Origin of the sequence: Ornithinimicrobium panacihumi (genome assembly GCF_052073805.1) — a bacterium.
GTDB classification, from domain to species: domain Bacteria; phylum Actinomycetota; class Actinomycetes; order Actinomycetales; family Dermatophilaceae; genus Ornithinicoccus; species Ornithinicoccus panacihumi.
Genome location: NZ_JBQGWG010000028.1, coordinates 1 through 23316, shown reverse-complemented (window position 1 = coordinate 23316; position 23316 = coordinate 1). Strand labels below are relative to the sequence as shown.

At 68.9% G+C, this 23316-nt stretch carries 27 protein-coding genes; 17 read left to right on the top strand and 10 right to left on the bottom strand.

The features are described from left to right. The first annotated feature begins 15 nt into the window (after positions 1-15). The 6 genes from ACTMMA_RS16735 to ACTMMA_RS16710 all read left to right on the top strand — a co-directional run bounded on the left by ACTMMA_RS16735 (position 16) and on the right by ACTMMA_RS16710 (position 5827). Positions 16-1308, top strand: coding sequence for an ABC transporter permease (locus ACTMMA_RS16735; protein ID WP_441191242.1), 1293 nt, complete (start codon positions 16-18; stop codon positions 1306-1308). Further along, complete coding sequence (locus ACTMMA_RS16730; RefSeq protein WP_441191256.1) at positions 1205-2458, top strand: substrate-binding domain-containing protein; 1254 nt, start codon at positions 1205-1207, stop codon at positions 2456-2458. The genes ACTMMA_RS16735 and ACTMMA_RS16730 overlap by 104 nt, the downstream gene beginning before the upstream one ends. Continuing rightward, positions 2455-3321 carry a sugar phosphate isomerase/epimerase family protein gene (locus ACTMMA_RS16725; RefSeq protein ID WP_441191241.1) on the top strand — a complete coding sequence of 289 codons (867 nt, stop codon included), beginning with the start codon at positions 2455-2457 and terminating at the stop codon, positions 3319-3321. Before ACTMMA_RS16730 ends, ACTMMA_RS16725 begins: the two co-directional genes overlap by 4 nt. Further along, positions 3314-4438 carry a Gfo/Idh/MocA family protein gene (locus ACTMMA_RS16720; RefSeq protein WP_441191240.1) on the top strand — a complete coding sequence of 375 codons (1125 nt, stop codon included), beginning with the start codon at positions 3314-3316 and terminating at the stop codon, positions 4436-4438. The genes ACTMMA_RS16725 and ACTMMA_RS16720 overlap by 8 nt, the downstream gene beginning before the upstream one ends. Before the next feature lie 31 nt (positions 4439-4469). Next, on the top strand, positions 4470-5471 hold the full coding sequence (locus ACTMMA_RS16715; RefSeq protein ID WP_441191239.1) for a sugar phosphate isomerase/epimerase family protein: 1002 nt from the start codon (positions 4470-4472) through the stop codon (positions 5469-5471). Between the two features lie 68 nt (positions 5472-5539). Continuing rightward, positions 5540-5827 carry an NrtR DNA-binding winged helix domain-containing protein gene (locus ACTMMA_RS16710; protein WP_441191238.1) on the top strand — a complete coding sequence of 96 codons (288 nt, stop codon included), beginning with the start codon at positions 5540-5542 and terminating at the stop codon, positions 5825-5827. Here ACTMMA_RS16710 and ACTMMA_RS16705 read toward each other — a convergent pair. Beyond that, a complete protein-coding gene (locus ACTMMA_RS16705) occupies positions 5814-5951 on the bottom strand; it encodes a hypothetical protein (RefSeq protein WP_441191237.1) in 138 nt (45 codons plus the stop codon). The genes ACTMMA_RS16710 and ACTMMA_RS16705 overlap by 14 nt on opposite strands. Positions 5952-6134: 183 nt before the next feature. Next, positions 6135-6503, bottom strand: a complete 369-nt coding sequence (locus ACTMMA_RS16700; protein WP_441191255.1) for a PH domain-containing protein — start codon at positions 6501-6503, stop codon at positions 6135-6137. 143 nt (positions 6504-6646) lie between these two features. Here ACTMMA_RS16700 and ACTMMA_RS16695 point away from each other — a divergent pair, with 143 nt between their 5' ends. Next, the gene (locus tag ACTMMA_RS16695) at positions 6647-6862 is read left to right on the top strand and encodes a hypothetical protein (RefSeq protein WP_441191236.1); all 216 of its coding nucleotides are present in this window, start codon (positions 6647-6649) and stop codon (positions 6860-6862) included. A 93-nt stretch (positions 6863-6955) separates the two neighbouring features. On the opposite strand, the gene ACTMMA_RS16690 is transcribed toward ACTMMA_RS16695, so the two are convergent. Both ACTMMA_RS16690 and ACTMMA_RS16685 read right to left on the bottom strand, forming a co-directional pair. After that, complete coding sequence (locus tag ACTMMA_RS16690) at positions 6956-8449, bottom strand: FAD-dependent oxidoreductase (protein ID WP_441191235.1); 1494 nt, start codon at positions 8447-8449, stop codon at positions 6956-6958. A gap of 37 nt (positions 8450-8486) precedes the next feature. Next, positions 8487-8885, bottom strand: coding sequence for a LysR substrate-binding domain-containing protein (locus tag ACTMMA_RS16685; RefSeq protein ID WP_441191234.1), 399 nt, complete (start codon positions 8883-8885; stop codon positions 8487-8489). A 109-nt stretch (positions 8886-8994) separates the two neighbouring features. Between ACTMMA_RS16685 and ACTMMA_RS16680 the strand changes: the two genes are divergently transcribed. Continuing rightward, the gene (locus ACTMMA_RS16680) at positions 8995-10002 is read left to right on the top strand and encodes a hypothetical protein (protein ID WP_441191233.1); all 1008 of its coding nucleotides are present in this window, start codon (positions 8995-8997) and stop codon (positions 10000-10002) included. 104 nt (positions 10003-10106) lie between these two features. Then, positions 10107-10580 carry a cupin domain-containing protein gene (locus ACTMMA_RS16675; protein ID WP_441191232.1) on the top strand — a complete coding sequence of 158 codons (474 nt, stop codon included), beginning with the start codon at positions 10107-10109 and terminating at the stop codon, positions 10578-10580. A gap of 57 nt (positions 10581-10637) precedes the next feature. Here ACTMMA_RS16675 and ACTMMA_RS16670 read toward each other — a convergent pair whose 3' ends face one another. Next, positions 10638-11222: a hypothetical protein gene (locus ACTMMA_RS16670; protein WP_441191231.1), complete on the bottom strand. Its 585-nt coding sequence runs from the start codon at positions 11220-11222 to the stop codon at positions 10638-10640. Positions 11223-11337: 115 nt separating this feature from the next. On the opposite strand from ACTMMA_RS16670, the gene ACTMMA_RS16665 reads away from it, so the two are divergent. From ACTMMA_RS16665 to ACTMMA_RS16655, 3 genes are all read left to right on the top strand, one after another. Then, entirely contained in the window at positions 11338-11526 is a 189-nt protein-coding gene (locus tag ACTMMA_RS16665) for a helix-turn-helix transcriptional regulator (RefSeq protein ID WP_441191230.1), read from the top strand. Continuing rightward, positions 11523-12029 (top strand): hypothetical protein, encoded by a 507-nt coding sequence (locus ACTMMA_RS16660; protein WP_441191229.1) that lies wholly within the window; start codon positions 11523-11525, stop codon positions 12027-12029. Before ACTMMA_RS16665 ends, ACTMMA_RS16660 begins: the two co-directional genes overlap by 4 nt. Positions 12030-12112: 83 nt before the next feature. Then, the gene (locus ACTMMA_RS16655; RefSeq protein ID WP_441191228.1) at positions 12113-12355 is read left to right on the top strand and encodes a hypothetical protein; all 243 of its coding nucleotides are present in this window, start codon (positions 12113-12115) and stop codon (positions 12353-12355) included. Between the two features lie 56 nt (positions 12356-12411). Here the strand turns inward: ACTMMA_RS16655 and ACTMMA_RS16650 are convergent, their stop codons facing one another. Further along, complete coding sequence (locus ACTMMA_RS16650; protein ID WP_441191227.1) at positions 12412-13041, bottom strand: methyltransferase family protein; 630 nt, start codon at positions 13039-13041, stop codon at positions 12412-12414. Positions 13042-13096: 55 nt separating this feature from the next. Between ACTMMA_RS16650 and ACTMMA_RS16645 the strand changes: the two genes are divergently transcribed. The 3 genes from ACTMMA_RS16645 to ACTMMA_RS16635 all read left to right on the top strand — a co-directional run bounded on the left by ACTMMA_RS16645 (position 13097) and on the right by ACTMMA_RS16635 (position 15879). After that, positions 13097-13708: a TetR/AcrR family transcriptional regulator gene (locus ACTMMA_RS16645; protein ID WP_441191226.1), complete on the top strand. Its 612-nt coding sequence runs from the start codon at positions 13097-13099 to the stop codon at positions 13706-13708. Between the two features lie 84 nt (positions 13709-13792). Further along, positions 13793-14920 (top strand): serine hydrolase domain-containing protein, encoded by a 1128-nt coding sequence (locus ACTMMA_RS16640; RefSeq protein ID WP_441191225.1) that lies wholly within the window; start codon positions 13793-13795, stop codon positions 14918-14920. Positions 14921-15264: 344 nt separating this feature from the next. Then, positions 15265-15879, top strand: a complete 615-nt coding sequence (locus ACTMMA_RS16635) for a hypothetical protein (protein WP_441191224.1) — start codon at positions 15265-15267, stop codon at positions 15877-15879. Positions 15880-15946: 67 nt separating this feature from the next. Here ACTMMA_RS16635 and ACTMMA_RS16630 read toward each other — a convergent pair whose 3' ends face one another. Next, entirely contained in the window at positions 15947-16501 is a 555-nt protein-coding gene (locus ACTMMA_RS16630) for a hypothetical protein (protein ID WP_441191223.1), read from the bottom strand. A 224-nt stretch (positions 16502-16725) separates the two neighbouring features. Here ACTMMA_RS16630 and ACTMMA_RS16625 point away from each other — a divergent pair, with 224 nt between their 5' ends. Next, a complete protein-coding gene (locus ACTMMA_RS16625) occupies positions 16726-17514 on the top strand; it encodes a hypothetical protein (protein WP_441191222.1) in 789 nt (262 codons plus the stop codon). 92 nt (positions 17515-17606) lie between these two features. On the opposite strand, the gene ACTMMA_RS16620 is transcribed toward ACTMMA_RS16625, so the two are convergent. Then, positions 17607-19883 (bottom strand): hypothetical protein, encoded by a 2277-nt coding sequence (locus ACTMMA_RS16620; RefSeq protein WP_441191221.1) that lies wholly within the window; start codon positions 19881-19883, stop codon positions 17607-17609. Positions 19884-20147: 264 nt separating this feature from the next. Between ACTMMA_RS16620 and ACTMMA_RS16615 the strand changes: the two genes are divergently transcribed. Then, positions 20148-20849, top strand: coding sequence for a restriction endonuclease (locus ACTMMA_RS16615; RefSeq protein ID WP_441191220.1), 702 nt, complete (start codon positions 20148-20150; stop codon positions 20847-20849). A 386-nt stretch (positions 20850-21235) separates the two neighbouring features. On the opposite strand, the gene istB is transcribed toward ACTMMA_RS16615, so the two are convergent. After that, positions 21236-22036 carry an IS21-like element helper ATPase IstB gene (istB, locus tag ACTMMA_RS16610; RefSeq protein ID WP_441190556.1) on the bottom strand — a complete coding sequence of 267 codons (801 nt, stop codon included), beginning with the start codon at positions 22034-22036 and terminating at the stop codon, positions 21236-21238. Beyond that, positions 22033-23247, bottom strand: a complete 1215-nt coding sequence (gene istA, locus ACTMMA_RS16605; RefSeq protein WP_441190557.1) for an IS21 family transposase — start codon at positions 23245-23247, stop codon at positions 22033-22035. The genes istB and istA overlap by 4 nt, the downstream gene beginning before the upstream one ends. Positions 23248-23316 lie beyond the last annotated feature (69 nt).

Genomic DNA, 23316 nt, shown 5'->3' with positions numbered 1-23316 from the left:
ACCACGACCAGCCCCGTGACCAGCCCCGACCGACGTGCACTGCTGGCTGCCCACCAGGGCAACGCCTTCCAGCGGCTGCTCGGCGCCCTCGCCACCCCGGGCGGTGCAGTCTTCGTCCTCGTCCTGCTGCTGCTCGGCGCGATCATCGCCAACAACCCCAACTTCGGCGAGCCCGGATCGCTCATCCGCTTCTTCGGCCGGACGGCCCCCATCGCGATCGCCGCGATCGGGCAGTACTTCGTCATCGTCTCCGGGGAGTTCGACCTGTCGATGGGCTCGGTCGTCACCATGCAGGTGGTGCTCTCCGGCAACCTCATCGGTCAGGACGAGTCCAAGATCCTGCCCGTCATGCTGCTGATGATCGGCCTCGGCATCCTGGTCGGCCTCGTCAATGGGCTGGCGACCACGCTGCTCAAGGTCCCCAGCTTCATCGTCACGCTCGGCACGATGCTGGCGCTGTCCGGGCTGGTCATGTATCTCACCGGAGGCGCTGCCACCGGCAACCCGGTCAACACCTTTCGCCAGATCGGCCGCGGCGGCATCAAGGACGTGCCGATCGTGGGAATCATCCCCTACCCGGCGATCATCCTGACCGTGATCGCGGTCGCCGCGGTCTGGTTCATGAGCCGCCCCTTCGGCAAGACGCTCGTCGCCGTCGGCGACAACCCCGACACCGCGCACCTGTCCGGCGCGCCGGTGTGGTGGGTCAAGACCGTCGCCTTCATCCTGTCCTCGCTCGCCGCGACCGTCGCCGGGATCATCCTGGTCGGCTATGCCGGCGTGCACCCCTCCGTCGGCCGCGGCTACGAGTTCACCGCCATCACCGCAGTCGTCCTCGGCGGCGTCGTCCTCGGCGGCGGTCGCGGCTGGGTGCTGTCGGCAGCCGCCGGAGCCTTCGCCCTGGAGCTGCTCTTCACCCTCCTCAACTTCGTCGGCGTCGCCTCCACCTGGCGGCCCACCGTGCAGGGCGTGATCATCATCGCCGCGGTCTCGCTGGCGGGGCGCGCCTGGCGAGCCGGACGAGACCCGACGGTGCACTCCATACCTCGAAGGACCCCGCCCCGGCCCCAGAGTCCCAGGCAGCGTCCGCCACCACCGCCCCACCCAGGGCAACCACCACGCCCGATCCGGGCCCCACCACAGGAGAGAACTGATGCGCAGGACAAAGATCGGCAATGCGCTTGCCGCCACCGCGGCGCTGGCCATGCTGGCGGCGTGCTCGACGGACCCGTCCATCGACGACCCCGCCGCGAGCGAGTCGGCCGGCGCGCCGGCACCGGCCCCGACGACCGACGAGGCCACCGATGAGGCCGAAAAGCCCGCCGGGAACGACGACACGGCCGAGACCGAGGAGGAGGGAGGAGGTGAGGCGCCCGCCGGTAAGTGGTTCGACCAGGCGGTCTACGACACGCAGTACGAGCAGCGCTCGGCCACCTTCGAGGGCGACGAGGCCACGCCTTACCTGCAGTACATCGACGGCGACATGACCGACACCTCGGAGTTCGCCTCCGAGGGTGCCAAGAAGGTCTGCTTCGCCAACGCCTCGATCTCCAACCCGTGGCGGCAGACCGGCTGGATCACGATGAACGAGCAGCTCAAGGCGCTGCAGGAGTCCGGTGTGATCTCCGAGATGGAGACCCGCGACGCGCAGGACGACGACAACACCCAGATCGCCGACATCGACTACTTCATCGCCGAGGGCGGCTGCGACGCGTTCGTCATCTCGCCCAACTCGACGGCGGCCCTCACGCCGGCCGTCGAGCGCGCCTGCGACACCGGCAAGCCGGTCGTCGTCTTCGACCGCGGCGTCGAGACCGACTGCGCGACCACCTTCATCCACCCCATCGGCGGCTACGCCTGGGGCATCGACACCGCGGAGTTCCTGGCGGAGAACCTCAACGAGGGCGACAAGGTCGTCGCGCTGCGCATCCTGCCCGGCGTCGACGTCCTCGAGCACCGTTGGGCCGCGGCCGAGAAGATCTTCGGCGAGAAGGGCATCGAGGCGACCGACTACTTCACCGGCGCCGACCCGACCCAGATCAAGAAGATCATCAGCGACGAGCTGGCCAAGGGTGACGTCCAGGGCGTGTGGATGGACGCCGGTGACGGCGCTGTTGCGGCCATCGAGGCCTTTGAGGACGCAGGTAAGGACTATCCGGTGATGACCGGTGAGGACGAGATGAGCTTCCTGCGCAAGTGGGAGGAGACCGGCCTGACCGGCCTGGCCCCGGTCTACTCCAACTTCCAGTGGCGCACGCCGCTGCTGGCCGTGGAGAAGATCTTCAAGGGCGAGGAGGTCCCGACCGAGTGGGTCCTCCCGCAGGCGCCGATCACCGAGGACCAGCGCCAGGAGTTCCTCGAGGCCAACGACGGGATGCCTGACGGTCACTACGCCAAGTTCGGCGGCGAGGACCTGCCCGGCTATCCCAAGATCTGGCAGGACCGCGTCATCCCGTGAGGCTGATCGGGGTCAACACCTGGGTCTGGGCGTCACCGCTGCGCGACGCCCAGCTCCCGGGGCTGCTCTCGAAAATCTCCGGCATGGGCTTCGACGCCGTCGAGCTCCCGCTGGAGTCGGTGGGCGACCTGTCCGTGGCGGAGGCCCGCAGGGCTGTCTCCGACGCGGGCCTGGTCCCCTTCGTGGTGGGTGCGATGGCTCCCGGGCGTGACCTCGTGCAGGCGGCGCCCGGGGCTGTTGCCCAGACCCAGGACTATCTGCGCGCCTGCATCGACCTCGCGCACGGCATCGGGGCGGCGGCCGTCTGCGGCCCGTTCTATGCAGCGACAGGTCGGGTATGGCGTCTCTCACCCGCGGAGCGCACGTCCGCCTACGAGGAGTGGCGGGAGAACCTCGAGCCGGTGGTCTCGTATGCGGCGTCGGCCGGCGTGGTCGTCGGGATCGAGCCGCTCAACCGCTACGAGACCTCGCTGGTCAACACGGTCGAGCAGGCGCTGACCGGGCTCGACGGGCTGCTCGGGCCTTCGTGCGGCCTGGCGCTGGACACCTACCACCTCAACATCGAGGAGCGCTCCTCCGCCGACGCCGTGCGCCGCGCGGGCAAGCACCTCGTGCACCTGCAGGTCTGCGGCTCCGACCGCGGCGCCCCCGGTGGCGACCAGACCGACTGGTCGGCGCTGCTGCGGGCTCTCGACGAGGTCGGCTATACCGGCCCGCTCAACATCGAGAGCTTCACCGCCGACAACGCCTCGATCGCCACGGCCGCCTCCATCTGGCGCCCGCTGGCGCCGACCCAGGACGACCTGGCCCGGGACGGCCTGGCCTTCCTGCGGGCTCTCACCGAAGGAGAATCTCGTGGCTGACCGGCCGCTCGGGGTCGCCGTCATCGGCTACTCGTTCATGGGCAAGGCGCACTCCAACGCCTGGCGCAATGTCGGCGCGTTCTATCCCGACGCCCCGGCCGTGCGCCAGCAGGTGCTCGTCGGGCGGGACGAGGCTGCGGTGGGGGAGGCTGCGGCCCGCTACGGCTGGGCGGAGGCCGCCACCGACTGGCGCGACGTGGTCGAGCGGGAGGACATCGACATCGTCGACGTCTGCACCCCTGGCCACCTGCACGCCGAGGTCGCCCTCGCCGCGCTCGCCGCCGGCAAGCACGTCCTGGTCGAGAAGCCCCTGGCCAACACAGTCGCCGAGTGCGAGCAGCTCGTGGCCGCAGCGGCATCGAGCGCCGGGCGGTCGATGCTCGGCTTCAACTACCGCCGGGTGCCGGCTCTCGCGCTGGCCCGCCAGCTCATCGCCGACGGCCGGATCGGCGAGGTCCGCCAGGCGCGTCTCGCCTACCTGCAGGATTGGCTCACGGACGCCGCCGCACCGATGACCTGGCGGCTGCGCAAGGAGACTGCTGGCTCCGGCGCCCTCGGTGACCTCGGCTCGCACGCGGTCGACCAGCTCCAGTGGCTGCTGGACGAACGCGTGACGGCTGCCCGCGGCGAGCTGCGCACCTTCATGACCGAGCGCGAAGGCGACGCGGGACGCGAACCGGTGACGGTGGACGACGCAGCGTGGGCGACACTGCATACCCGCTCCGAAGTGGTCGCCAGCCTCGAGGTGAGCCGGGTGGCCGCCGGCCGCAAGAACGCCCTGTCCGTCGAGCTCTACGGCACAGCCGGCTCTATCCGGTTCGACCTCGAGCGCCTCAACGAGCTGGTGCTGACCGAAGGGACCGGCCCGACCGCCGGCGCGACGCAGGTTCTGGTGACCGAGGACGACCATCCCTACGTCGAGGCCTGGTGGCCGCCGGGGCACACCCTCGGGTGGGACCACACCTTCACCTCGCAGACCGCCGACCTGTTGCGCGCGATCAGGACCGGCGGCGAGGTGGCCCCGACCTTCGAGGACGGGCTCGCCGTGCAGCGTGTGCTGGCGGCGATCGAGACGAGCAACGAGCGCGGCGGCGCCCCGGTCGACACCGGCAACTGAGAGTCTGAAGAGCGAGGCAAGGAGACCTGAGATGGCCAAGACATTCACCCTGTTCACCGGGCAGTGGGCGGACCTGACGCTGGAGGAGGTCGCAGAGCTGGCTGCCGGGTGGGGCTATGACGGGCTCGAGATCGCGGTCTCGGGCGAGCACCTGGATGCGTGGCGGTGGGACGAGGACGGGTATGTGGAGGAGCGGCTCGACATCCTCCGTCGCCACGGGCTGGGGGTCTGGGCGATCTCCAACCACCTCAAGGGCCAGGCCGTCTGCGACGACCCGATCGACGAGCGGCACCAGGCGATCGTCGGGTCCAAGGTGTGGGGCGACGGTGACCCCGAGGGTGTCCGGCAGCGCGCGGCCGAGGAGCTCAAGCTCACGGCGCGGCTGGCGCAGAAGATGGGCGTCAAGACCGTGGTCGGCTTCACCGGGTCCTCGATCTGGCAGTACGTCGCGATGTTCCCGCCCGTGCCCGCCGAGCGGATCGAGGCGGGCTACCAGGACTTCGCGGACCGGTGGAACCCGATCCTGGACGTCTTCGACGAGTGCGGCGTGCGTTTCGCCCATGAGGTGCACCCGGGCGAGATCGCCTACGACTATTGGTCGACGGTCAAGACACTGGAGGCGATCGGTCACCGGGAGGCGTTCGGGCTCAACTGGGACCCCAGCCACATGATGTGGCAGGACCTCGACCCCGTCGGGTTCATCACCGACTTCGCCGACCGGATCTATCACGTCGACTGCAAGGACACTCGGATGCGGATGGGCAACGGGCGCAACGGGATCCTGTCCTCCCACCTGCCCTGGGGCGACCCGCGGCGCGGCTGGGACTTCGTCTCCACCGGCCGCGGCGACGTGCCCTGGGAGGACTGCTTCAGCGCGCTCGCGGCCGCCAGCTACGACGGTCCGATCTCGGTGGAGTGGGAGGACGCCGGCATGGACCGGCTGCACGGCGCGCCCGAGGCCCTGGAGTTCCTCAGGCAGTTCGACTATGAGCCGGCGAGCTCGTCGTTCGACTCGGCGTTCAGCCAGGAGTAGGGCTGCGTCTGTTCGCGCGGTGGTGGCCGGTCGAGGAGGCGCTCGGGCTGGGCCTGGCCTTCGACCACGTGCTGATCCTGCGCGACGCGGTCGAGCGAGCCCGGGCCAAGCTGGAGTACACCACGCTCGCGACCGCGTTCTGCCGGCGCGAGTTCACCCTCGGGGACCTGCGCGGCGTCTACGAGACGGTCTGGGGCGAGCGGCTCGACCAGTCCAACTTCCAGCGCAAGGTGCTCGGGACCGAGGGCTTCGTCCGGGACACGGGCAGGTATGCGGAGGGTCGCCTCGGGAGGCCCCCTCGCCTCTACGTCGCCGGACCTGCGACCGACCTCAGCCCGCCGCTCATGCGGGGCTGAGCCCCAGGAAGAGCGCCGTCAGATCGGAGTCGGGTGCATCAAGTGCATCGGTGTCGACAATGCAGCCGGCCCATCCCTCGACCCCGATCACGATCTTGGGGCAGGAGTGCACGACGAGATCCACCACAGGCCTCCCGGCCGCGGGCGATCGTCACCTTTTCCCCAGCCAGGGTCGCGTCGATGAGGCGTGACAACTGTGACTTCGCCTCGCGCACGTCGACCTGGACCATGCATGCACCCTAGCGGGAGCGGTACGGCTGGGTCGGGCTACTTCATATCGCGATCTCGTCTCCCGCAACTGGGGGACCTACCGAAGCACGTACTCCGCGATCAGCCGGTCAAGCTTGCGGACGTCGATGCCCTTGCCCAGGTTGACCTTGATGTGGCCTGCCCTCGTCCAGAGCTCCATCTCGGCGTTGTAGTCCAGGAATCCGCCCGCGTTCTCCGAAGACCACATGTTGATGGCGGTGTACGGCAGGGAGTAGATCTCCACCTTCTTGCCGCGCAGGCCCTGTGAGTCACGGATGATCAGGCGCTTGGTGGTGAAGATCGCGCTGTCCCGGAAGGTCTTGTAGGCCGCCACGGCCTGCTCGTCTCCGACCAGGAGGGCGTTGACGTCCTGGGGGATCGGGCACTCAGAGACGAGTGTCCAGGCGAGGGTGGGGGTGGTTTCGATCGTCACGTCAGGCTCCTTGGGGTGGGTTCCCGTCAGCGTAGTTCGGCACATCCCCCTCGGCGCGACGTGACGTCGTTCAGCAGGACGGCTGACCAGTTGGCTGCGAAGGTGGACGGCACGTATCCGACGCTGAGGAGCACATCATGACTGGCAAGAACGACGATCACTCGCCCGTCCAGGACGGCGACCGCGCGTTCGAGGGCGAGGCCGAGGCTGCCGAGGGTGCTGGGCCCCAGGCCGACCCCGTGACCGAGCGTGGGCGTCAGGACAACGAGCACCTGCACGACGCGGAGGCCGAGGACCAGGTCCAGGACCGCGACCAGATCTCCCAGGTGAACGACCCCAACCTCAAGCGCTGAGGCGCGTGGTGCGCGGCCTCTGAGCCCTCGGTCTCCGAGAGCTCAGAGGCCGTCGCTGTGTTCGCAGAGTGTGTCGCCGGTCGGGGATGGACGTCAGGCCGGCGGCAGGGGAGAGGTGGCCGGGCCTTCGAGGACCGCGCCGTCCGGGGCGAAGCGTGAGCCGTGCAGCGGGCAGTCCCAGCTGCGCTCGGCGTCGTTCCACTCCAGCACCGCGCCCAGGTGGGTGCAGTGCCCCGAGACGCGGCGGGTGGCGCCGTCCACGGTGCTGCACGCCACCACGCGGGCGCCGTCACGCCCGACCACGCCCTCGCCCTCGGCCGGAGCCTGGTCGGGCAGGGCGCGGGCGGCTCCCGCGGCCAGGCCCCTGGCCAGCCAGCCGGCGACGGTGCCGTTGATCTTCGCCAGGCTGGCCGCGGCGGCCAGGCTCGGCCGGTGCTGCGCCAGCGCGCGCATCCAGCCGGTCGGCTCGTCGCCCACCACCCAGGAGGCCAGCGCCAGGCCGGCGGCGGCGCCGTTGGTCATCCCCCACTTGCCGAAGCCGGTCGCCACCAGGAGCCGGGTGTCCTCACCGGCCAGCGGTCCGACGATCGGCAGGGCGTCCTCGCTGCGGTAGTCCTGGGCCGACCACGTGTGCACCCGCTGCGCGCCGGGGAAGGTGGCTCGGGCCCACGCGTCGAGGTCGTCGATCCGCTGCTGCTCCGAGCCCTCGCGGCCGACGACGTGCCCGTTGCCGCCCACGAGGAGGAAGTCCTCGCCGTCCACCGGCACCGACCGCACCGAGCGGGTCTCGGGGTCGAGGGACAGGCACATCGGGCTCGGCGGGGCGCCGGGCACGCGGTAGGAGAGCGCGTAGGACCGCTGCGGGCTCAGCCGTGCGAAGTGCGCCCGCCGGTCCAGCACCGGCGTGCCGGTCGCGAGCACGACCTGGCGGGCCAGCAGCGGCCCGTGGTCGGTCCGCACCTCGCTGGGGGAGCCGAGGCTGACACCGCTCACGCGGACCCCCTCCATGATCCGCACACCCTGCGCCCGCAGCCCCTCCGCGAGGGCCGACAGGGCCCGCAACGGGTGCGTCTGGAGCTGGTCGGGCAGGCGGAGCGCGGCGGTGACGGGCACCCCATACCCCAGCGCCTCGGCGCCGACGACCTCGACCGGCAGACCGGCCTCCCGCGAGGCCTCCCACTCGGCCAGCATCCGCTCCTTGCCCTCCGCGGTCGAGGAGTAGGTCACCGCGTCGCGCACCTGCAGGTCGGGGCCGACGCCGACCACCTCGCGCCACCAGTCCTGCCCGGCACGGTTCGCCTCCAGGTATGCGGTCACGCCCTCGGCACCCGCCCCTCGCCTGACCGCCGAGAGAGTCCCGCCCTGCAGCAGGCTGACCTTGGCCGTCGTGCGGGCGGTGGTCACGCCGCCGAGCTCGCGGGCCTCCAGGACGACGACGTCGACCCCGCGCCGCGCCAGCTCGTGCGCGGTCGCCAGGCCGGTGATGCCGGACCCGACCACCACCACCTCGCAGCTCAGGCCGTCCTGCCAGGGGTCGGTGGACGGCATGGTCGAGGTGGCCTGCCACAGCGAGGTCATGTCGGTCATGGGTCCACTGTGGTGCCGCGCGGTCGGATGCGCGCGCTCAGGCGCCGGGCGCCGCATACAGGCCGCTGGCCAGCGCCACCACCTCGTCCAGCTGGGCCGGCGGGTCGTCGCGCCACCACGCCAGCCACACCGGGACCGACGGGGCGTCGCGCACGCGGCGGTAGACGATGCCCGGCCTCGGGTGCTGGTAGGCCGTGGCCTCCGTGGTCATCCCGGACGCGTGCCCGGCGGCGATGAGGGCCAGCCACTCCTCCATGTCCTGGGTGTCGCGCGTCGCCGACGGGGCGTGGTCGGGCGGCCACAGGTCGACGGTCGTGGTCCCGGTGCGGGCGTCGACCGCCACCACGCGCCCGCCGAAGTCGCGCATCGAGACCGTGCGGCGACGGGCCAGCGGGTGGCCGGGCTGGTCCTCCTGCAGCAGGCGCTCCACGTGCACGAGTGGGTGGGGATCCTGGTCGTCGTCGCGGCCAACGTGCTGTCGGTGGCCCGGTCTATCGTGGGGCCAGCACGACGAGGTCGACCATCACCGGCCCTGGGGAGGGACGATGCAGCAGCGGGAGCAGCACGAGCAGCAGGAGCAGCACGAGCAGCGCAGGACGAGCGCGCCGGACAGCCCCGACGCGGGCAGCCTCGAGCAGGAGCGGGTGCTCAGCCTGACCTATGACAACCTGCGCTGGCTGCTGGTGCTGCTGCCGGCCTTCCTCTTCCTGGTGACGACGCTGACCGCGGTGCTGGAGGGTGGCCTGGAGACCTCGATCAGCGCCTACTACGGCGGCCCGGTCCGTGACGTCTTCGTCGGCGTGCTCATCGCGGTGGCCGTCTGCCTGGTGGCCTACCAGGGGTCGACGGTGCTGGAGGACTACAACCTCAACGGCGCCGGGTTCTACGCGGCCTTCGTCGCTCTGGTGCCGACCGGGCTGGAGGGGATCCTGGCCGACCTGCGCGAGGGTCTGGTCCTGAGCCCGGACGGCGTGACGCCGGAGCAGTACGTCTGGTCACTGCGGATCAGCCTCACCCTCGTCCTCGTGCTGTGCGCCGGCCTGCTCGTGCACGAGCTGCGCACGACCGAGCGGATGCGGCGGCTGGTCCGGGGCAACCGGCTCAACCTGGCCTTCGTCGCCGCGACCGGTGGCACGCTGATGGCCTTCCTGGCACTGTCCATGTGGCAGCTGTGGACGCCTCCGGCCGGCGAGGTCACCCTCGAGGGGCTGCGCATCGCGGGACGGCAGGTGCGCATCCACGACCTCGCCGCGATCTTCCTCATCAGCGCGCTCGTGGTCGCCGTCGCGAGCCACGCCTGGCCACAGCTCACGGCCCGCCAGGAGTCACGCAGGGTGCGGCCGCTGGACATGGCGGTGCGGCGCCGCTACCAGGTGATCGTGGGGCTGATGCTGGTCGGTCCGCTCGTCGCGTGGGGCCTGGCGCGGGTGTTCGCCCCCGGGCACCTGGTGATCTTCCTGGAGTGGTGGGAGATCCTGCTCTTCTGCGCCTTCTGGGCACTCGAGACGCGCCGGATCGTCCGAGCCCGCGCGACCTCACCCGCCGCGCCCTGACCGGACTCCGAGCGGGTGGGCAGGGCAGCCTCTCCTGCCTGGAAACCGCAGGTGAGGAGGCATAGGTTGGAGAGGAACCGCATACCTCCGAGAAAGGACGTGCCATGGTCACCGACAACGGCCCCAAGCCCAACGTCTTCGACATCGAGAAGGCGACGACGGGCAACGACAACTACCGCCAGGTCGCCTGGACCGGGAAGTATCTGCAGGTCACCCTCATGTCCATCCCGGTGGGGGAGTCCATCGGCCTGGAGGTGCACCCCGAGACCGACCAGTTCCTGCGGCTGGAGGCCGGCGAGGGCCGGTGCGTCATGGGTCCGGAGAAGGACAACCTCGACTTCGAGCAGAAGGTCGAGGACGACTGGTCCATCCAGGTGCCGGCGGGCATGTGGCACGACGTGATCAACACCGGCTACGAGCCGCTGAAGCTCTACGCCGTCTACGCGCCCGTGCACCACGCGCAGGGCATCGTCCAGGCGACCGCGGAGGACGCGGAGAAGGACGAGGAGGCCGGCAAGGACGAGCCGCCGAGCTGGACCGTGCAGCCGGGCACCGGCGCTGAGGACCAGACCGCCTGAGCCGTTCCTGGCTGAGGGAGCCCGGTCACGCAGCGCGTGACCGGGCTCCTCCACGTCCTAGGACCAGCGCTCGTCCTGGCCCGGACGGGGGATCGGGGGTGCGGAGTCCTGGACGGCTCCGCGGTGCTGGGGTATGCCGTCGGGCATCGGGATCGTCGGCATGAAGGGCTGGGCCGGCTGAGCTTGGGGGATGCCGGTCGGCAGTCGCCAGCCGGAGTCCTTGTCGAGGGCGAGGGCCCGCCACCGCAGGACGCTGCGAGACATGAAGATCGCGTGGGCGACGCTGCCCACCCAGGCGATGAGGAAAGGAAGGATCGCCAGGTCGGTGACGTCCTGGGTCAGCTCGAAGAAGATCACCGCCGCGGCATAGGCCAGCCCCCAGCCCAGGGTCAGCAGCCACATGCCCTTCCTGCGGGCCAGGACGGCCCCGAGGGCCCAGCCGAGCACGGAGAACATCACGAAGCCCGCGGCCACCAGCACGATCCAGCTGCTGACGAGCAACTTCCACCAGACCGGCCGCTGCGCCAGCAGCCGGTTGCCGTGCTCGATCTCCATCTGTGTCCCCTGCATCCAACCAAGCATGCCAGAGGGGAGGGTGAGGTATGCGGCCACCCGGCTGACCGCATACCTCACCTCGCTCATCTGAAACGTCAGAAATAGTTGCCAGGATGTCTTGCAAAGACGTCATGATGTCGGGTATAACTGACATATGGCACCCGGACAACGAGCAGGGGAGGCCCAGGAGACCAACCTGCGCATGCGAAGCGCCCGCGCGGGGAAGGGGCTCACCCAGGCCGACCTGGCCAAGCAGGTCGGCGCGTCCCGGCAGACGATCAGCCTGATCGAGGCCGGGGCGCACAATCCCACCCTGCGCCTGTGCATCGATATCGCCCGAGCGCTGGACACCGACCTCAACACCCTCTTCTGGGAAGAAAGCGAGCAGTGAACGAGATGGACGAGCGACAAGAGCTCAACGCCGGCCGGTCCGCGATGATCGTGCTGGCCGTGGTGATGCTGGGGGCCCTGGGCGTGCTGGCCTGGGAGTACATCCGCACCCAGGAGGTCACCAACACCCCCGCGATCGTCGTGCTGCTGGGCACGGGAGGGCTCTTCCTCCTGCTCCAGCGCATGCACGGCGCCGAGGCCCCGCGCAGCGTCCTGGGCCACGAGCTGCCGACCGGGCCGACGCCGCAGGAGAAGGCGGAGCGTCGCCGCGCCTACCTGATCGACTCGGTCCTCTTCGCGGGGGCGATGACGGTCCTGACCTTCGGCGGGATCCTGATGGGTGACGCCAGCGACCTTCTGCCGATCGAGGGGCCGCTGGGCCTGCTGCTCCTGGCCGTCCTGGAGTTCGTCGGTGGTGGGCTGATCTTCTACGCGATCACCTACCTGCTCGGGGAGTCCGCCTCCCGCTCGGTGGAGAAGAGGCTGGCGCGCCTGGAGGCCTGACCGGGTTCGCGGCGAGGGCCGCCCGACCTCATGGTCGGGCGGCCCTCCTGCCGTCTGCGGGAGGGCGCTGGTAGACATGGCCCATGACGAGCACCCACGCCCAGCAGCACCTCGCCCGCGCCCTCGAGACCGCCGACCGCCTCAAGGCAGGAGGCTGGGAGAGCGTCGAGACGCTCGCCATGCTCGCTGTGGAGCTGGGTGACGACCACGCGGCCGGCCGGGTGCTGGCCACGGCACGCCAGGCGGCCGACAGGCTGAAGCCGGGCAACTGGGAGTCGGTCCGCGCGCTGACCTGGCTGGCCAAGGCTGAGCGCGCCAGCGGCTGAGAGCTGGGCGGGTCGAATGCGACCCGTCCATGTCGCGCACCCTGCTCGGTCGGTCGTCAGAGTCCTCGTCCGAGGCCGGGGATGAAGCGCCCGACGGTGGAGGCGTAGTCCCGGTAGGTCTGGCCGTGCAGACGTTCAAGTGCGGGCTCCTCGACGAGGCGGACCTGGAGCTGGGCGCCGAAACAGAAGGTGAGGAGCGCGAGCACAGTAAGTGCGCTGGGGACCAGGAGGGTGACGCCGAGCAGGGTGATGCCAATCGCGGTGAAGATCGGGTTGCGGACCAGCGCGAACGGCCCGGTGGTGACCAGCTCGGTCACCTCATCCGGGTCGACGCCGACCCGCCAGGAGGCACCCATGGCTGCCTGCGCGGCGAACACCGCCGCCATCCCCACGACGGCGACGACCAGGCCCAGCCACGAGACCGCAGCGGGCGTCTGCCACCGCAGGGGCAGCACGAGGAGGACGCCGATCAGGCCCGCCCCGCACAGCAGCAGGCTGCCCATGAAGAGGACCACGCCCATCCGCCCGGCCAGGTGCGGGGCGGGGGTCCTGCGCATCCCGGAGTCCCCGGTCCGGCGACGGTGCACCCATGCGCGGACCCCGAAGGCACCCACGAGCCCGATCACGTAGATGGCGAGGGCGGCCGCCGCGCTCAACCGTGGCCCCCACTCGTTCGGCTCACCCATGACCCCATAATATGAGGGATCCCTCACGTTCGGTACTCGCATCTGGAGGTGGCCGATGGCGGTCTCGCCGGCGGCGCAGGATCCCCGTAAACGGCCGCAGCAGCGTCGTTCCCGGGCGACCGTGGAGAAGATCCTGGCCGCAGCGGCTCACGTTCTGGCCGAGGAGGGGACCAGCGCGACGACCGACCGGATCGCGGCCAGGGCCGGGGTGTCCATCGGGTCGCTGTACCAGTACTTCCCGAACAAGGGCGCGCTCATCCTCGAGCTCGCCCGGCTGCACATGGCGCAGGCCGGTGAGGTGCTCGATCACGTGCTGCGGCCGGGCCGCCCCCGGTCCGTGTGGCTCCCCGAGGCGGTCGCGGCCGTGGCGGCCATGCACGAGGACGGAGACCTGCACCGGGTCCTGTACGACCACGCAGCGAGCACCCCCGCCCTCGCCGAGGCGTTCGAGCAGACCAACGAGGCGCTGCGCGCCCGGGTCGAAGAACTCCTGCGCGCTGAGGAGCACCTGGCAGATCCGGGGACGACGGCCCAGGTTCTGGTGGCTCTGGTGGAGTCGCTGTCCCACAGGCTGGTCGGCACGACCGATTTCCACACCCTTGCCCGCGAGGTGACCCGAGCGGCAGCCGCATACCTCGACGCGGCTTGCCGCCCTGTTGTCTCATGACCTATCAGAACCGTCCGGGCAAGTAGCGAACCACGCGACGTGGACTGATGCACTTCAGGATTCGATCCGTGCCACGCTGAAACCATGGATCGGATCGTTGAGATGTTGCAGGGCCAGGTCGACGCAGGCCTGCTCCCGGGGGCGGTGGCCATGGTCGGATCGGTTGACGACCCTGAGGTCATCGTGGTCGGGGTGCAGGACCTGGAGTCACGGACTCCGGTGTCCACCACATCGCTATTTCACTGGGACTCGCTAGGCAAGCCTCTCACCGCAGCCCTCGCACTCACCGCCGTTGCTGACGGCACGCGCGACCTGGACTCGCCCATCGAGCGATGGCTCCCTGAGCTGGCCGCGCCGGTGGTGCTGGGAGAGCCAGGGGGACAGCTCCGTCACACTGTCCCTGCCCGCCGCCCTGTGACGGTGGAGGATCTACCTACTCTGCGCGGAGGGCTGGGTTTCACTTCCGATTTTGAGTCCCCCTTCGTCACTGCCTTGGTGGACAAGCTGCAGGAGGGCCCCTCGCCGCGGACCTTGACCCGGGACTCGTTCCTGTCGGCAGCGGGGAGTCTGCCGCTGGCCCATCAGCCCGGGTCGGGGTGGACGTACAACACGGGCAGCACCGTCCTGGGCCTGCTCCTGGAGCGCGCCACCGCCACGCCGCTGGACGAACTCATGACCGAACGTCTCTTCGACCCGCTGGGAATGCGAGACGCCAGGTGGTGGGTGCAGGAAGGAGACGCCCACCGGTTCACGAGTCGTTACGGCACGACTGGGGACCCGGATCGGCCTCTGGAGCTGGTCGACCCGCCCACGGGTCACTACTCGCGGCCACCGGCTTTACCCGATGGTGCGGGAGGGGTGATCGGAACGGTTCACGACTGGTTCGCCTTCGGGGCGATGCTGTTGGGGGATGGCTGCTACCAAGGCCGTCAGCTGCTTCCCGTAGGCCTAGTGCAGGCCATGATGACCGACGAGCTCACCCCCGAGCAGCGCCGCAGCGCCAAACCCTTCTTGGCTGATGGGGAGGGATGGGGCTATGGAGGAAGTGTCCGGAATGACGGGACCTACGGCTGGACAGGCGGCGCAGGAACCAGCGCCCGCGTGGACCCACTCCGTGAACGGGTCGCCATTCGCTTCACGCAAGTGGCCGTGGATGGGCCCCAGGGTTCACCAGTCATCGACGCGTTCGACCGTCTCGCTCACGTCGCGTGAGGCTATCGAGCACGAGCCCACCATCAACCACCACGTGTACGCCCATCTAGCATCGCGGTCCACGGGCCCCGCTGGTGGCGTCGTCGCAGCTGAGAGGGATCTCAGCTACGAGCGGCAGAGGACTGTTCCGCGGAACACCAAGTCGAGCGACGTGCGGCAAAGTAGTGCGTTTCAAGGGCCTGCGAGAATGAGGTCGTGATTCGCATCATGGCCACTCGGCTCTGTGCAGAGCGCGCTGTCCGAAGGCGTGACTCGTGACGCTGCTGAGGGTAGGGGGCCGGCTGTGCGCCAGCGCCTCTCGGGGTGTCCCACGAGCGTGGCAGCTGGCGATAGCAGGCGGGCGAGTGTTCATCCCCGAGAACGCCCAGTGGCTCGATCTCGAGCCGTTCCTCGGCGTGGCCAACCGGATCACGGCGCTGTACGTTTTCCAGCCGGGGATTGACGTAGGCCCCTTGTGCGGGTTTTCCGCACTGACCGAGCTGATCATCCAGCCAGGCCGGGCCAGGACTGTCGATCTGGACCTGGACGCAGTCCCTGCACTCAGGACCTTGTCGACGTGCCGGCCGACCCGTTTCAGCGGCGGCGCGGAATCTGGCCTACGGGACCTGCATGTAGAGAGACCGAGCTTGGACGCGCTCGAGGTTCTGGCTCAACTTCCACGGCTTGAGCGCCTGAAGATCTACGGCGCCTTCCCTGAATACGCACCCGCGTCGCTACGCGTCCTCGACATTGCGGCAGCGTCGGCCCCCGCCCGCGTCAGCCCGCTTCCCAGGCTGGAAGAGTTGCACCTGACCAAGGTCACTGACCTGGCCGACCTGAGTCTGTTCGCTGAGTCCGAACGCCTCCGCAAACTCGTCGTCGAAGACGTGCCCTCGTTCAGGTCCTACGCGCCGTTCCACGACAGCCAGCTCCGACCGATCCTCATCGGCGACGTGCCCCTACGGGCGCAAGCAACCTAGCTACCTGCGGCAAATGAGTGCGTCTCGCCGTCAGCTGGGAGCGCCCCTTGGCTCTCGAGGGAGGCGTTCAGTCCACTCGAGGCGGTAGGCGCCAGCCCCACTCCCAAGGCCACAGGAATCGCTTGCCACGGTGCGCCAACTCGTCGTACGGCATGGCTCGCAGCAGGGGCACCGCGCCGTGGAGTTGCGCTTCGTACCTGGTTCGCTCGAAAACAAGTGGCGCAGAAGGCCGTTCCACCGGTTGGGCCCCTTGGTAGGACTCCCACAGCCAGTCGGTCCAGGTGACGTGTGCTTCTGAATGCTCAAGGCGGGCGGTGAGAGCGCCGCAGGCAGTGTCCCCATCGACGCCGCAGAGGAGCAGGGCTACCCGGCCCTCCGACAGCTCCTCTGTTTCGCGCCGACCGAGCAGCCGGTCTATCTCCGCCGGAACCCCCTCCAACCAGGGGCGCGACAGCGGGGTCACCATGTCCGGCTCACCGGCGAGGTCGCGCAGGCTGAGCCCCTCGATCATGAAGTCCAAGAAGTGGTGCTCGAAGACCCGGTGGTACTTGCCGTCCTCCCAGTTGCGGACGCCCACGGCCGGTTCAAGGCGGAAGTCGTTCAAGGTCGGCTCGGCTGCCACGCAGGCACGCTACCGCGGCCCGCGACGTGGAACTCGAGATGCAGCACGCGGCAGAGGATGGCATCCCGAAAGGGGCGTCTGGCGTCCCTCTCCTGTGCGGTGTCGCGACCTCGGTGGGTGTGACCCCGTGCGGGGCAGAGACGTCGCCTCATCGAAAGGACGACGACATGCCTCGGCGCCTGGCAGCGGAGCACCGGTCCCGATCCGCGTGCAGAATGAACGGCATGCACCCCAACCTGCTCCGGCTGGACGACCTCGCCGTGCACGTGGCCACCGACCCGCAAGTCCAGGCGGTCCTGGGCCTGGGCTCGGCCGGGGTCGAGACGCACCGGTTCGACGACCACTCCGACATCGACTTTTGCCTCCTTGTCGACACGACCGACACCAAGGACCGGTACCTGCAGGACACCAGCTGGCTTCAGGGATTCGGTAGCCAGGTCGCATACAGCTTTGTCAACGACCCGAACGGGAGGAAGGCACTCCTGACCGACGGGCTGTTCCTGGAGTACGCAATCTTCACCCCGGACCAGTTCGCTGCCCTGCCGGTCACCGGGGCGCGTGTGGTCTGGTCACGTGGAGGTGCTGACCCGCTCGCCCTCGGTGCCGCCTTACCGGCCGCAACAGCGATGGACAACGTGGACTTCCACCTCAACGAGGCTTTGACCAACCTCTATGTCGGTCTGCACCGCGAGCTGAGGGGTGAGCGCCTGACCGCCATGCGGTTCATCCAGGTCTACGCCGTCGACCGCGTCCTGGCCCTGGTGCGGCTCGACCCGACCACGGAGCTGGACCACCCGGACCGCTTCGAGGCGACCCGCCGTATCGAGCGTGCCTCTCTACCGGGAGGCTTCCCGCTGGACCGGATGATTCCCGGCTACACGGACAACCTCAACGCCTCACGAGCAGTCCTGGCATGGCTCACGGCTCACTACGACACCGACCCCGTCATCGTCGCAGCGATCCGGGAACTGACCACGACGCTCGAAGTTCAGAGCCAGACCGGCAACGCATAAATGCCACTTGCGGCAGTTGCGTGCGCCTCCGCGTGGCCGTTCCCTCCGCCATTCGGGGCGAAATGACGCGGCGCGCTGCGGGATGGCGCACGTCAGAGGTTGGGCTTGAACATCTCGGTGAACCGGGCATAGTCGGCCGCGTCATATGCAGGCGGTCCGTTCGTGGAGATCGTCGTCGTGTCCCACGGCCTTGGAGCGTCAGGACGGGGCGTGAGCAGAACGCCCACAGTCCAGGGGTAAACAGGGCCGAGAGCCTTCGACTTTGCCAGAAAGTCCTGACGACGCAGCAAGAGCCACGAGCGGTAGATCTCCTGGTGGTGTCCGGTCAGCTGCGACATGGTCGTGAAAGTGAGCTGGAGAGCGCCTTGGTCGATGTACATGATTCGGTGGTCCACCCGGTGAACATCGGGTGCCGCTTCGGCACAGCGGGTCAGCCGTCGCAGCAGAAGTCTGCCCAGTTCGGCCCGTGCCGCCACCGGGACGCGATCGATGTGCGAGAGGAGCATGATGCGGTCTGCTTCATCACCGGTGAAGTCGGTGTTCGCTATGTCCTCGAGAATCTGCTGGAAGATCGAGTGTCCGAAGCGGTCGGCTGACCCTGCAGGGTCGTGAGGGAGAAGTGGCAGGCTGGCGTGAAGCGCTTCGGCCTCTGGTATCCAGTCCGGCAACTTGTCCGGCGGGGTCTCCGCATCCTTGTCGGCAAGGTCGAGATACCGATTGCTCTCTGCGCCCAGCTCGAGCGGATCCTCTTCTTGGGCAACGCGATGGAGGTAGTCGACGATCGCCGTTGCGGAACGAAGTTGATCCCAAAGAAACTCCCAGTCCCGCCGAGTTAGCACAACGCTGGCTCCTTTAGGGTCGGACGCCGGGATGACACCCGTCGGAGGAGGGTTGGGGTGGTCGATTACCACGACGGGGATCCACGCGACGGACCTTCCGCGAATCGTGATGGGGCGTCCGCGGAGGTTCGTGAGCTCGACGGCGGGGTTGAGCAGGGCCGTCCTGATCGTCCCGCGTGCTTGTCGCAGTCCGTGCGCTGCGTTCTTCAGCATCCACTTCGTTGCCTTCTCCGTGGTGTCTCCGGTGACACCTCGGGCCTTCACTTGGAGACTGATTCCGCGTGGGCCGGCAAGGATCGTCCCGTCGCCGAGTTCGCGTATCCCGCTGCCCTTCACAAAGACCTTCGGTCGGAGCACGAGGTCGCGCAGGCCCCAACTGCCGGCAGCGGCCCGAACTGCTTCCTCGACGACCGTCCCGTCTTGGGTGGAATTCAGCAGTTCGCGTGCGGGCGCGATCTCACGTCCTATGACGCTGCCAGCCTCGGAAAGGCGTAAGTACACAAGCGTGCCGTCGTCGTTTAGGTAGGTCGCCATGCTCCTGTCGGATTCCGCTATGGCGGTCCTGGCCTCAGCCTCTTCATCGTCGTTGCTGAACTTGACGGGCAGCCACGTGTCGACCTTCGCCGCTGGGATGTTTCGGTCCAGCGAACGGAGAAGATCGACACGGTAGGGGCCTCCGACCGACCGCTCCAGACCCTCGATGAGGTGCCGTGTGATGACAACGAGCCCATGCGAGCGGTGGGAGAAGTTGTCATCAGGCTCATCCGGCCAGGGGCCGGCGTTCAAGATCACGTCGAAGGAAACGTTGGGGTCACCGGCGAACGAGGCTGTAGCCGAGTCCTTGTCCAGAGTGAATCTGGCCAACCGCTTGGGCTGACTTAGTGGACCTGCTGGGTCGAGTTCTGTCTTCTCGACACGTACACCGTCTGGAAGGTCAGGTTTGGGGTCTGCTTCGGACGCCCATGCCGTGAACAGTGGACGATCTCCACCGGAAGTTTCCCATGAGGTCAAAGCCTCCAGCCCGGCCGTGAGGTGCGCCATGTCTCGGGCGATCGTCCGTATGGACTCCTTGGTATCCAGGCGTTCGGTGAACGGCTGCAGGAGTCGGAGGGCACGGATCTGGTCTGGGCGCAGTCCCGGCAACTGCCCCTGAGCAGGAAGATTATCGAAGTCTGAGGCCGCGTCAATCAACGGCATCGTGTGCAGTTCGGGTTCAACCAGCCCGATCGGGCGGCAGACAGCGTTCGCCGCAGCAAGAACGCAGGCATCCAGGGCGGCCTTGATGTTGCGGAGGAAAGCGGCCATAGCTTCGTCCGCCTCTCGCTGAAGGGCGAAATTGGGCTCAAAGGAACACCACAACTCACGGATGAGAGGCTCGGGAGACTCGATCCACGCGGAGAACGACTGGTGATCCCGCATCGAGTTCCAGAGGGCGTTGATGCGAGCGCGGCTGGCTCGGGCGCGGCTCAGGTAGTCCCGAGCGACCACGAAAACGGGACCTGGCAGCAATTTCTCCGCAATGTCGTCCACGGGACCAGCGTGCCCGATGGGGCCGACACTCCTCGCCGACGACCCCTCTAGCCACGGAAGCAAGCCGCATCAAGCGAGCTACGTCTGCGCTGAGCCTCGATCCGCGGCTGAGGTGGACCAATCTGGGCGGAATGGGGCGCCCGGGAGCCTCTGGCGGGCGACCGCTCATCGGCGGGGCCCGGTACTCCGCTCGGACAGCGCGCGTGCGGCATGAGTTTGGCTCTGCCAGTAGTGGTGGCCTCGCGCCACGGCCAAACTAACCGTGTGGCGATCTGGCAGGACTACCAAGAGTCGGCGGCGGCGCTCTTCCGCTCGGTTGGGCTGGAGGCGACGACGGACGAGCGCCTCGACGGCGTTCGCGGCGCGCATGACGTCGATGTTGTCGTGCGCAGTCGGCTCGCCGGCCTGGAGCAGTTATGGGTGGTGGAGTGCAAGTGGCGCCGGCGCCGGGTAGAGAAGTTGCACGTCACGGCGCTGGCCGAGATCGTGCGCGACGTCGGCGCCGACCGAGGAGTATTACTGAGCGAGGTTGGCTTCCAAGCCGGCGCCGTCCGGATGGCCCATAAGAGCAACGTCACCCTAACGAGTTTGGCGGAACTGCGTGAGGAGGCCGCTGAGGAGTTGCTGATGGTGCGTCTGGGCGAGTGCCGGCTACGCCTGGCGCACCTGCGCGAGCGGCTGGGTACGGTCGGCCGGGTGCGACGCCACGGCGGCACCGCCCTGTCCGTGTCGTACCGGGAGACGCAGGGGCGCTGGGGTTTCGTCAAGCTCCACGCGGCCGTGAGCATCGCCGAGGAGGGCCTGCGGCGTGCGGAGATGGGACGCTGGCCGGCGCCATACGCATGGGACTTCGCCAGTGACGGAACGCGCCGGGCGCGGGACCCGGCGGCGTTTATCGACGGGCTTACGGCCGCGCTCGATGAGTTGGAGGCGGAGTTGGCGGCCTTCGAGGCGGCGAACGCATAGTTCTCAAGCACACGGCCGCGCAGGACCTCGATGGTCCGCCAGCAAGGGCTAGGTGGCGGGCTCGTGCACGGCAAGTTGGTGGTAAGCGCTCCCGGCCGCATATGGCAGATGAGGCAGGACCGGGTGTTCCAGGTGCCTTGGCGTCCTGCTCGGGTAGTCTCCCGCTCCCGATGACGCAATCTGCGGCATCGCTCACCCTCGACTGTGGTGGCCAACATCCGCTCATCGGCAGATCCGGTCGTCTGCGTCCCTCGGATCGGACCGCGCGCGGTCTGCCCGGCGAGATCTCCTCACGAGAGTGGAGGCGGCCTGTGCGCCCCAACGTGGGGTTATTGTCGACGGCGCTCGAAAACTGGGCGGTTTCGGCGGTCGAAGAGTGAACGGTCTCAGTCTAGGGATTCCTGCTCGGCCTTGATGCTGGGAAGCGTCTCGACGCCGCGGTCGCGGAGCCGGTAGGAGGCGCCTTTGAGGGCGATGACGTCGGCGTGGTGGACGATGCGGTCGATCATCGCGGCGGCGACGATTTGGTCGCCGAAGACGCCGGCCCAGGAGCTGAACGGCAAGTTCGACGTCAGGATGAGGGAGGCGTGCTCGTACCGGGAGGAGACGAGCTGGAAGAAGAGGTTGGCGGCGTCCTGCTCGAAGGGCAGGTAGCCGACCTCGTCGACGATGATCAGGCCGTAGCGGCGCAGCCGGGTGAGCTCGGTCGGCAGGCGGCCGCGGTCGTGGGCCTCGGTCAGGCGGGTGACCCAGTCGGTGGCGGTGGCGAACAGGACCCGGTGTCCTTGCCGGGCGGCGGCGACGCCGAGGGCGGTGGCCAGGTGCGTCTTGCCCGTGCCCGGCGGTCCGAGGAGGACGACGTTGCGGTGCTCGGCCAGGTACGCACCGGAGGCGAGGGCCTGGATCGGGGTGCGGGCGCCGGGTTGGTGGTCGAAGTCGAAGTCCTCAAGGGTCTTGACCGCGCCGAAGCCGGCGGCGCGGATGCGTAGCCGGGCCCCGGAGGCGTTGCGGGCGGCGACCTCGCGTTCCAGGACCGCGGCCAGGTAGTCCTCGTGGGTCCACCCGCTGTCGCGGGCGTGGTCGGCCAGGCGGGCGGCGGACTCGGTGATCCGCGGCGCCTTCAGCGCCGCGGCCAGGTGGGTGATCTGCTTGAGCGACTCGCTCGCGGATGCTGGTTTGCGGCTCATCGCGACTCCAGCTCGCCGGCGTCGATCCCGAACGCCTTATCGTAGTCGGCCAGGTCCCGGACCAGGTCGTCGGCCTCGGGACGGGACCTGGGGTGCTGGTAGTCGCGCCGTAGCGCGGCGGCGGTCGCCACGTGGGCGGGGTCGGTCACGGTCATGCTCCGGGCCCACCGGCGTGGGTGCTCGGCGACCAGCCGGCCGGCCTGGCGGACCCGGATGGTGTCCAGGTCTGCGGCGACGTCGACCCGGGCCCCGATCGCGCGGGGGTCGACGGAGTAGTCGGAGGTGTCGACGCGCACGTAGTAGTCCCGGCCGAGGCGGACGTGGTTGCGCCAGCCCAGGTGCAGCACCGCCGGCGGCAGGGGCAGCATCGCCTCCTTGTCCGCGGCGAGCAGGTCCACCGGACGGGCCTTGATCGTGCGCACCGTCCGGGCGTTAGCAGCGGACAGCCAGTGGGCGAACTGGGCGTTGAAGTCGCTTGGGGACTCGAAGTGGCGCCCGGGCATGAAGGAGGTCTCGAAGAAGCGGTTGCGGCGTTCGACGATGCCCTTGGACTCGGGATCCCGCGGTGGTAGCAGCACCACCTTCGTGGCCAGCATCCCGGCGAACACCGCGACCGGCTCGGTCAGCTTGCCTCGTCCGATGCCGGGCTCGTTGTCCCAGATCAGCCGGCGCGGCACCCGACCCAGCTGATCCAGCAGCTCCCACGTGCCCAGGAGCAGGTCCGGGGTCTTTCGGGTCGGGATCATCCTCCCCAGCGTGAACCGGGAGTACCCGCAGGTCATGACCAGTACCGGAAGCAGGGTACGGGAGCCGTCCTCGAGCAGGATCTTGCGCGGCGGGAACCACAGGTCGCACTGCGCTACGTCCCCGGCCGTCCAGGTCAGCCGGTCGGCCGGGTCGATCGGGCGGTGGTCGACCCTCAGGCGGTTGACGTTGTCGCGGAACCATCGGATCGAGCCGGTCCACCCGACCCGTTCGGCCAGCACCGTCGCGGGCATGTCCGGCGTCTCCTCGAGGAGTTCACGCACCCGCGCCTCATACGGCGTGAACGACGTTGGACCCGCTCTTCTCTCGTACTTCGGTGGCCCGTCCGAGGCGATGGCGTTTATGACCGTCGTCCTCGAGATGCCCAACTTCCTGGCGATCCTGGCCTTCGGCACGCCGTCGGCGGCCAGCCTCCTGATCAGCGCCCAGTCCTCCATGGTGATCACACTCCAATCGTTGGCGGAGTGTTCACTTTTCGAGCGCCGTTACTGTCTAGTTTTCAAGCGCCGCCGACA